The following is a 10,126-nucleotide window of genomic DNA, read 5'->3' on the forward strand; positions in this document are numbered from 1 at the left end:
AAAACTAGTGGTGAAATATTTAGGTTTTTTTAATCTCATGAGTGTTTTACTCAAAAGTAGGTGTGATGATTGTAGAGACCAAGATATTAGTGATTATGATGAAAGTTATACAGAAATAAAAAGAATAGGATTATTCTAGATGATTATTATTATTATTGGTACGGTAGCTTCTAGTTTTTTGGGTTTCCGTGCTGACCTGATAAAGGTACTGATTCAGAAAAATCATATTGTTTATGCGTTCACGTCAGAATATACAAATTCGGAACTAGAAAAAATTAAGTTGTTAGGTGCCATGCCAGTCACTTATGAGCAAAAGCGAGGTGGTTTAAACCCTTTGGTAGATGTAATATCAACATATCTCTTAACAAATAAAATTAAAGCTATAGCACCGGATTTAGTATTTTCTTATTTTTCTAAACCAGTAATATTTGGTACTTTGGCAGCTAGATGGGCTAAAGTACCTAAGGTAATAGGTATGCTTGAGGGATTAGGGTATACCTTTACTAAGCAACCCAAAGGCTTGATAAAAAGAACGCAATTAATAAAGCAAATACAAATAGCGTTGTATAGAATTTCTTTACCAAGGTTAGATACTCTCATCTTTCTTAACCCAGATGATCCAAATGACCTATTGGAAGAATACTCAATAAAAGTTAGAAAAGTAGAGGTTTTAGGGGGGATTGGTTTAAACCTTGATGACTATAGTTATTCAAACAACTACCCTAAAAACCCAGTATTTATTTTCATAGCAAGATTATTAGCAGAAAAGGGTATTCATGATTATATAGCCGCTGCTAAAATTGTAAAAAATATATATCCACAGGCAAGGTTTGTTGTGTTAGGAGCAATAGATAAAGTAGCTTTAGGTGCGTTGACAGAAGTAGAACTAAGACAATTTATAAAGGCGAGTATTATAGAGTATCCAGGTCATGTTAATAATGTTTCAGACTGGATAACAAAATCTAGCGTATTTGTTCTTCCATCTTATTATCGTGAAGGTGTGCCGCGCAGCACTCAAGAAGCGATGGCAATTGGAAGACCTATTATCACTACTGATGTACCTGGTTGCCGTGAGACGGTTATTGATGGAGTAAATGGGTTTTTAGTAGAAAAATGGAACCCAAAAGCTTTGGCAGAGAAGATGATTTATTTTATAGAACATCCTGAACAGATTAAAAAGATGGGTGATGAAAGCTACAAGCTAGCACAAGAGAAATTTGATGCAGATAAAGTCAATAAACGACTAATAAATATGTTGGGTTTATAAATGATAAAACGACTGTTTGACATTGTAGGTGCAACGACAGCGTTAGTAGTACTGTCTCCTGTCTATGCTGCAACTGCATACAATGTGAGTAAAAATCTTGGCTCGCCTGTTCTATTTCGTCAGATTCGTCCAGGTCTATATGGTAAGCCATTTGAGATGATAAAGTTTCGCTCAATGAAGGATGATATAGATGCAGATGGCAATCCTTTGGAAGATGGCGAGCGATTGACATCGTTTGGTAAAGCGCTGCGTAACACCAGCCTTGATGAGTTGCCCGAGCTTTGGAATGTCATAAAGGGCGATATGAGTCTAGTGGGCCCGCGACCATTATTGATGGAGTATCTACCCTTATATAATGATGAACAAGCGCGCCGACACGACGTCCGCCCAGGTATTACAGGTTATGCTCAAGTTAATGGTCGCAATGCTATTGGATGGGATGAAAGGTTTGCACTGGATACATGGTATGTGGACAATCAGTCACTGTGGTTGGATATCCAAATTTTATTTAAAACAGTGAAAAAAGTTATTGTTAAAGATGGCATCAGTGCTGAGGGCGAAGCAACTATGAGTAAATTCATGGGCAATAGTATTAATGAAGAAATGCTTTAAAAGTACTCTTTGCTGGTAGCAATACAGTTAATTAAAAAAGTTGCGTATCAAGCAAATCATGATAGATAGTAAGGTTAATAACATAGTGAGCAGTTTATCGTAGAGCGTGACACAACATTAGACATAAGTACCATAGAGGAACATATGCTAAATACCCCTTTTTCACCTTGGCCAAAATTCACGCAGCATGAAGCCGACGCTGTCAGTCGAGTGCTACTATCTAACAAAGTCAATTATTGGACAGGCGAAGAATGTCGTCAGTTTGAGCGAGAGTTTGCTGACTGGGTAGGTAGTAAGTACGCAATAGCATTGGGTAATGGCACCTTGGCATTGGATGTCGCGTTACAAGCACTCGATATAGGTGCAGGTGATGAGGTCATTGTCACACCGCGTACCTTTATTGCCAGTATCTCATCAATCGTTAATGCAGGTGCGACCCCCATCTTTGCAGATGTCGATGAAGCAACTGGCAATATCACCGCTGAGACCATCACAGCTGTATTAAGCGACAAGACGAAAGGTATCGTGTGCGTCCATTTAGCTGGCTGGCCATGCGATATGGACAGTATTATCGCACTGGCAGATGAGCATGACTTATATGTTATTGAAGATTGCGCACAAGCTCATGGCGCACGATATAAAGGGCGAAGCGTGGGCAGTATTGGTCATGTTGGGGCATGGAGTTTTTGCCAAGATAAAATTATGACCACAGGAGGTGAGGGTGGTATGGTCACCACCGATAGTGAGCTACTATGGCGAAAAATGTGGGCGTATAAGGATCATGGTAAGAGCTATGCGGCAGTCTATGAAACGGAACAATCACCTGGCTACAACTGGCTCCATGAGAGCTTTGGCACCAATTGGCGTATGACTGAGATGCAAGGCGTTCTGGGGCGTATTCAACTGGAAAAAATGAGTGAGTGGACAGCTAGACGGACTGTTAATGCGCAAGCCATACTAGAGTCCGTCTAGCAAATGGGAGTCCAAAGGCTACCTTTGTGTGCCGAGACTAGAGCATTTAGCGCAGTTCTCAAATGCTAACCATGCTTACTATAAATTATATGTCTATGTGCAGTCCGATAATCTACCTACTGGTTGGACACGTGACCGTATTATTGAAGCAATTAACAATCAAGGTGTGCCTTGCTTCTCTGGATCTGCGTCAGAAGTATATTTGGAGAAGGCCTTTGATAATACAGGGTTGCGTCCAAGTGTTAGATTGCCAATGGCAAAGCAGCTAGGTGAGAGTAGTCTGATGTTTCTAGTGCATCCTACGCTTACGGCGGCTGAAATTGAACTGACAATACAAGCGATCGATAGCGTGTTTGATTCGATGGTCGAATAAAATGGCAATGAATGATTATTTTTAGAAATTTACTTTGTGGTCGATGCTACTCTTACTAAAAGCATAAGGTACATTTGCCTATATATAAGCAATACTGTTTAATTGACTTATTATGAAAATTTATCAGTGCGCAGGCTTTATCTTACGCTAGGATTTTGTAGCGTACACAGGTACAATATTACTCTTAGTCAAAGATTGACGAACCAAAGGACAGGCATGCAAAGTATTTGCGCGCGCTGTCTTTATTTTTTTATATCGTACCCTCTATTGGAGTTACTATGTCTACTGCCCAAGAATCCGCTACCGTTTTGGACGGCAAAGCACTTGCCAAACAAATAGAACAGGATCTGCGCACGCGCGTAGATACGATTAAGGAAAAGACTGGCCGCACCCCAAGCTTAGCGACGATATTGGTTGGTGACGATCCAGCCTCTGCCACTTATGTTCGTATGAAAGGCAACGCCTGTAAGCGTGTTGGCATGGACTCTATACGCGTTGAGATGCCGAGTGCCACGACCACTGAGCAGCTCATGGCAAAAATAGATGAGTTAAATAGCAATCCAGATGTACACGGCATTTTGCTACAGCATCCTGTTCCTGAGCATATTGATGAGCGTGCTTGTTTTGAGCAGATTGACTTATCAAAAGACGTCGATGGTGTGACTTGCCTTGGTTTTGGTCGTATGGCGATGCAGCAGTCAGCTTATGGCTCATGCACACCGCAGGGCATCATGCATTTGTTAGAGCATCATAATATCGAGCTATCGAGTAAAGAAGCAGTGGTCGTAGGGCGTAGTGCTATCTTAGGTAAGCCAATGGCGATGATGCTATTGAATGCCAACTGTACAGTGACGATCTGTCATTCAAGAACTCAAGATTTGGCGGCGCATATTAAGCGTGCAGATATCGTAGTTGGTGCAGTAGGCGTACCTGAGCTTATTAAAGCGGAGTGGATCAAAGCAGGAGCGGTTGTTGTTGATGCAGGGTTCCATCCGACAGATGATGGCGGTGTTGGTGATATCGAAATGACAGGTATGGAAAACATTGCCAGCGCTTATACGCCAGTACCAGGCGGCGTTGGACCGATGACTATCAACACGCTTATTCGCCAAACGGTCGATGCTGCTGAAAAATCAGCGGGTTTGAATAAAGGCTAAAAAAATAGTCATACGAATACTGATTGCCGATATATAAGGAGCCTGAGGTAACATAGACTCAGGCTAAATCAACCACATTTCAGTTGATAGGACCTAAACATGGCTAAAAAAAACGTAGGTGTTCATGAGCGACTACAAAGTATTGGTAGAGAGTTTGTCGATGTCTGTCATTACGTTATTTTATTTCTAATCAGTGTGGTTGTCGTTTGGACAGCTGGGAAAGAGTTTATTTATATTGTCCAAAAGGGTTCAGCGGATCTAAAAGACATATTGATGTTATTTATTTACCTTGAGCTACTGGCTATGATAGGTATCTACTTTAAAACCCACCGACTGCCAGTACAGTTTTTGATATTTATTGCCATAACAGCATTGTCACGACATTTGGTGGTTGATGTGCAGGCTGTTTCAGACTATTTCCATTTATGGCTGCTAGCGACAATTTCCGTGGCCATCATGCTACTGAGCGGTTCTATTGTAATCCTGACTTGGACGGCCAAAACATTTGGTCGCCCAGAGGATAATCTTGATAAGCAGCATGCAAACCTAACGGTTAAAGCGCTATTGCCTGATAATGCTCAAGCGCCCGATAGCCATACTAAGCATCGCCGTGAATAATAAGCATCGCCGTGAATAATTAGATAGCAATACAAAAAGATAGCAACATAAAAAAAGAGCGACCAGTGGTTGCTCTTTTTTTATGCCTAGCGTTTGGTATTACAACCATTTCAATCTTTTAAAATTGTAGTACAGATAGCTACATAAGGCGATAATTATGGCCATAATAACAAGGTAAGAGTATTTCCAATGCAGCTCAGGCATAAAATCAAAGTTCATGCCATAGATACCAGCGATAGCTGTCGGTACTGCCAGAATACCTGCCCATGCAGCGAGCTTGCGCACGACTTCATTCTGACCCATATTGACCATCGCCATATAGGTGTTCATCACCACGCTCAGCATTTCATTAAGACCATTAATAGCATCTAGGGAGTGCAATAGGTGATCGTTAACATCGCGAAAGTAAGGCTTAGCGGCTTGAGAAAATCCAGAGATAATCTCACTTTTTTTATGATTGATAAAAAAGCTACAGATGTCTTGCACAGGTAAGATGATGGCGCGCATATGTACTAGTTGCGATTTAAGCTCGTAAAGATTTTTTAGCGTGCCTTTATCAAACTCAGAGGTAAATACATAGCGTTCTTGCTCGCGCAAGTAACGGCCCAATCGATCGGTAATCGGCATATAGTTATCAACGATAAAATCGAGGATAGCATGCAGTACAAAGATAGGGCCCATGCGTAACTTCTCAGGACGACGATGACAATGCTCACGTACTGGCGCATAAGAGTTTGACGGACCATTGCGAATCGTAATGAGGTAGTTTTTACCCATAAATATCGCAGTAGTACCATAACGAATGACATTGTCTTCTAGCTTGGCCGTACGTAGCACCACAAAGACCATGTCATTATCGTAGTTTTCGACTTTGGCACGTTGATGATCAGCAAAGGCATCTTCAATCGCAAGCTCATGCAGGTCAAAGGCTTCCTTTACTTTGACCATGGTTTCTAAGCTTGGATCATATAGCCCAAGCCAAATAAACTGACCGTTGTTCCCTAGCGTACGACTCACATCGTTGAGCGCCACTCTATTAAGATTCTCACCTGTTTTACGTGAATAAGCGTAGCAATTGACCACTTCGCCTGCACTTGATGAATCAATATCTTCATAGCGTTCAGAGTCAGGATCGTAGACCGTCATGGTCTCAATAGTATCTTCAGTAGTGGCGTCCACATCACCATAGATATAACTATCATCATCGTCCAAATAGAGATGCTTGTCATTCATATTGGCGTAAATATGATTCATATTGGAATCAGGCGCAATATGCGCCGTTTTTTTAATCAATTGATTATTATCATTTTCCATATACTTTCCTGTCATATAATAAAAAAATTCAATAATCCAAATATGCTGTGAAAGCTGCTACGGTTTTATCGTGTGCCAATATTATCTATAGGGCATAGCTTTTTAGCGTATCGATATCTACCAATGCCAATAGGCTCTCGTGACACGCTTCTAGTTTAATTTGCGGTGCAATATCGAAGTCCAATGCTTCAACCCAACGTAGCGCGCAGATGCACCAGTAGTCACCAGGTTTGAGACCAGGAAAGTTGTATTCAGGTAGTGGGGTAATTAGGTCGTTACCGCGACTGGCAGAGAAGTTTAAAAACTCGCTGGTCATCTTGGCGCAGACGGTATGTTGACCGACATCGTGATTGCCAGTATGGCAAAAACCATTGCGATAATAGCCAGTAATTGGATCGAAACAACAGCTGGCAAGTGCGGTGCCTAAGACATTGGTTTGGTTGATGGCAGGGTTTGGGTGGTAATCAGATGACATAAGGCTTCCGAGATAAAAATATGTGTTAGTGTATCATGAGTCTGTGTTGATGACGCTGCCGTAATCGCGCTCATTATCTTATGGTTAACAAAAAATAAACCTCTCGGCTATTCACCTAATATTGAGCCAAATACATCAATGATGACTGTTACATCTGCTAAGCTAATAAGCAGCAATTGAACTGTAATTAGATAGTGATTGTGGCTAATTGTCACTAGGCGAACCTTGAGTGCTATGCTAAACTAAAGCATAAAGTGCCTTGATTATTTGTCGCAATTTTTTAGCGCATAAAGATACTCGTCTTATCATTCTAAATTATACTTATTATTCACCCTTTTGCGGTTACCTGGTTTGTTTATAAATAATTGGGTCAATGATGTTGCGCGTTAAAAATAAACACACACAGCGTCAATACCCGGCAAATCACCCTTTAAGTACCGCATCAGTACCGCGTTTTTGGTAAGCGATACGCCAAACAAGGATTTATTGTGTCTGTTAGTTCTGATTCTGCAAAACCTGCCCAGCCAAATTCTACCAACGAAACAGTGTCTCAGCCTGCCGAAAACAGTGCTGCACCCAATCGCATGCCATATTTGAGTAACTTTGGCAGTGATGTTGCCAATAGTTGGCTATTGCCTGATGGGGTGGTTGATGTCCTGTTTGAAGATGCGCATAAGCAAGAAGTGCTTAGACATCAGTTAATCGAGCAGCTTATTACTCATGGTTATCAGCTGGTTTGCCCACCGATGATCGAGTTTACTGAGTCTTTGCTAAGTGATGCGTCAGAAGATCTGAAACGCCAAACCTTTAAAATTATCGATCAGTTGACGGGGCGTCTAATGGGCGTACGCGCTGATATTACCCCGCAGATTTTGCGTATAGATGCGCATCATGGCGGTACAGGTATTGCGCGTTATTGCTACGTTGGTGATGTGATTCATACCTTGCCATCAGGTCTGTTTGGCTCTCGTACACCGCTACAGTTGGGTGCTGAGATATTTGGCTGTGCGTCACTAGCAGCAGATATTGAGCTGATAGATGTACTGTTTACGATGGTGAATAAACTCAATATGAGTGCAGCGCTCCATATCGATTTGGGTCACGTGGCAATATTCAAACGTTTGGCTAAATTGGCCGAGTTGTCAGATAGTGATACTGAGCAATTGATGTACTTATATGCCAATAAAAACTTGCCAGAGCTCAAGCGTGTTTGCCGCGCTTTGCCAATGGGTGATGATTTTTATGTGTTGGCACGTTTTGGTCATGATATCGCAAATTTATTATCAAAATTGTCAGATGCGGCTCAACAAGACAGCCAAATCGCAACGGCAATTGATGAGCTACAGCGTCTGAAAAACTATCTACAAGACCAATGGCAGTGCCCAGTGAGTATTGATGTGACTGAGCTATCAGGTTACCACTATCACACTGGCATCGTCTTCAATGGTTATATCAATAGTGAAACGCAGCCACTCGTACGTGGTGGTCGTTTTGATGGTATGCAAAGTCAGACGCAAGCGTTACGTGCGGCCACGGGGTTTAGTATGGATGTCAGCCGATTGCTGGCTCATACACAGTTAGATGCGCCAACCGTTGTCTTAGTTGATTTTGCTGCTTTGTCTAATGCAAATACAGATCAGATGCAGACGCTACTGCAACAAGTAGAGAGTCTACGTCAGCAAAACTATCGCGTCACTATGCCATTAGATGCACAGGACAGTCCAGATGATGTTACGCATCGTTTGAGCATGGCTGATGACAGTCAATGGCAGCTACAGACTGTTTAATGGTCTAATAGTAGGCGATTAAATGGCGCACGCGGCACACGTAGCCAAAATTATTCAGTACAGATTATGAGAACGTAAAATTATTTGTTAGATATCTCAGTGTTTCTATTTCATGAATCGCTGAGATAAAAGATATAGCTAAGAAAATCATTTTAATTTTCAGCTTTTATTGCACACACCTCAATACATAAAGGTAAGGATTGATCATGGGTAAGAATGTTGTAGTTTTGGGTAGCCAATGGGGCGACGAAGGTAAGGGTAAAATCGTTGATTTACTTACCGAAAAAGCCTCAGCAGTAGCCCGCTTCCAAGGCGGTCATAATGCTGGTCACACGTTGGTTGTCGATGGCAAAACCACTGTCTTGCATTTGATTCCATCAGGTATCTTGCGTGAAGGCGTCACTTGCTTTATCGGTAATGGCGTGGTGTTAGCGCCTGATGCACTACTAAAGGAAATGAAAGAGCTAGAAGACAACAACGTACCAGTACGTGAGCGTCTACGCATCTCTCCTAATTGCCCACTTATCATGCCTTATCATGTGGCACTTGATCAAGCTCGTGAAGCAAAGCGTGGATCTGGTAAAATTGGTACAACAGGTCGCGGTATCGGCCCTGCATACGAAGACAAAGTAGCACGCCGTGCGATTAAACTTGCTGATTTGTTCCGTGAAGATCTAGAAGAAAAGCTACGTAACCTAATCGAATATCACAACTTCCAACTGACTGAATACTATAAAGTTGAAGCGATTGATTTTGATGAGACACTTAAGCTTTGTAAAGAGTGGAAAGAAGAGATTAAAGGTATGGTTACTGATGTAACTGAAGACCTAAATCAATTACGTCTGGCTGGCAAAAACCTAATGTTTGAAGGTGCTCAAGGTACGTTACTTGATATCGACCATGGTACTTATCCGTTTGTAACCAGCTCAAGTGTAACGGCTGGCGGTGTATCAACGGGTACAGGTATCGGTCCATTGTATTTAGACTATGTACTTGGTATCACTAAAGCCTACACTACGCGCGTTGGTAGTGGTCCGTTCCCAACTGAATTGTTCGATGATGTTGGTGCTCACTTAGCCAAAGTCGGTCATGAATTTGGTGCAACGACTGGTCGTGCCCGTCGCTGTGGTTGGTTCGATGCAGAAGCATTACGCCGTGCAGTAGTACTTAACTCTATGTCAGGTATTTGCTTGACCAAGCTTGACGTATTAGATGGTCTTGAAGAGCTGCTAATCGGTGTAGGTTATAACCTACCTGAGACTGAGTGTGCAGGCGCACATGATGCTGAATTCTACGAGTCAGTCACGCCTAAGTACGAAACAATGCAAGGCTGGAGCGAGTCTACCGTTGGTATCACTAACTATGACGACCTACCAGAAAATGCGAAAAAATACATCAAACGTATCGAAGCATTGATCGGTTGCCCAGTTGATATTATCTCAACTGGCCCTGATCGCGAAGAGACTATCGTATTGCGTGATCCGTATGATGCTTAGTTTTTACTACAAACTTGTTTAAATAGTTTTTAGTATTAATAAAAAACCCCAATGC

Annotated in this window: 8 protein-coding genes and 1 pseudogene; 7 read left to right on the plus strand and 2 right to left on the minus strand. The window is 41.9% G+C overall.

Going from position 1 to position 10,126, the window contains the following annotated elements; translation table 11 throughout:
- Positions 1-139: 139 nt before the first annotated feature.
- The 5 genes and pseudogenes from CXF62_RS00790 (at position 140) to CXF62_RS00810 (ending at position 4,999) form a co-directional block, all read left to right on the plus strand.
- Positions 140-1,267 carry a glycosyltransferase family 4 protein gene (locus CXF62_RS00790; protein WP_102092555.1) on the plus strand — a complete coding sequence of 376 codons (1,128 nt, stop codon included), beginning with the start codon at positions 140-142 and terminating at the stop codon, positions 1,265-1,267.
- Positions 1,268-1,879 (plus strand): sugar transferase, encoded by a 612-nt coding sequence (locus tag CXF62_RS00795; RefSeq protein WP_102092556.1) that lies wholly within the window; start codon positions 1,268-1,270, stop codon positions 1,877-1,879.
- Between the two features lie 144 nt (positions 1,880-2,023).
- Positions 2,024-3,224 (plus strand): annotated as a pseudogene (locus CXF62_RS00800) (DegT/DnrJ/EryC1/StrS family aminotransferase).
- A gap of 278 nt (positions 3,225-3,502) precedes the next feature.
- Positions 3,503-4,381: a bifunctional methylenetetrahydrofolate dehydrogenase/methenyltetrahydrofolate cyclohydrolase FolD gene (folD, locus tag CXF62_RS00805; RefSeq protein WP_102092557.1), complete on the plus strand. Its 879-nt coding sequence runs from the start codon at positions 3,503-3,505 to the stop codon at positions 4,379-4,381.
- A 99-nt stretch (positions 4,382-4,480) separates the two neighbouring features.
- On the plus strand, positions 4,481-4,999 hold the full coding sequence (locus CXF62_RS00810; RefSeq protein WP_057759021.1) for a phosphate-starvation-inducible protein PsiE: 519 nt from the start codon (positions 4,481-4,483) through the stop codon (positions 4,997-4,999).
- Positions 5,000-5,098: 99 nt separating this feature from the next.
- On the opposite strand, the gene corA is transcribed toward CXF62_RS00810, so the two are convergent.
- Positions 5,099-6,253, minus strand: coding sequence for a magnesium/cobalt transporter CorA (corA, locus tag CXF62_RS00815; protein WP_416220479.1), 1,155 nt, complete (start codon positions 6,251-6,253; stop codon positions 5,099-5,101).
- Positions 6,254-6,398: 145 nt separating this feature from the next.
- Positions 6,399-6,788 (minus strand): DUF2237 family protein, encoded by a 390-nt coding sequence (locus tag CXF62_RS00820; RefSeq protein WP_057759025.1) that lies wholly within the window; start codon positions 6,786-6,788, stop codon positions 6,399-6,401.
- Between the two features lie 488 nt (positions 6,789-7,276).
- Here CXF62_RS00820 and CXF62_RS00825 point away from each other — a divergent pair, with 488 nt between their 5' ends.
- Positions 7,277-8,575 (plus strand): ATP phosphoribosyltransferase regulatory subunit, encoded by a 1,299-nt coding sequence (locus tag CXF62_RS00825; RefSeq protein ID WP_102092559.1) that lies wholly within the window; start codon positions 7,277-7,279, stop codon positions 8,573-8,575.
- Between the two features lie 206 nt (positions 8,576-8,781).
- Positions 8,782-10,071, plus strand: a complete 1,290-nt coding sequence (locus CXF62_RS00830; protein ID WP_102092560.1) for an adenylosuccinate synthase — start codon at positions 8,782-8,784, stop codon at positions 10,069-10,071.
- Positions 10,072-10,126: the final 55 nt, after the last annotated feature.

Source organism: Psychrobacter sp. MES7-P7E (assembly GCF_002863645.1).
GTDB lineage: Bacteria > Pseudomonadota > Gammaproteobacteria > Pseudomonadales > Moraxellaceae > Psychrobacter.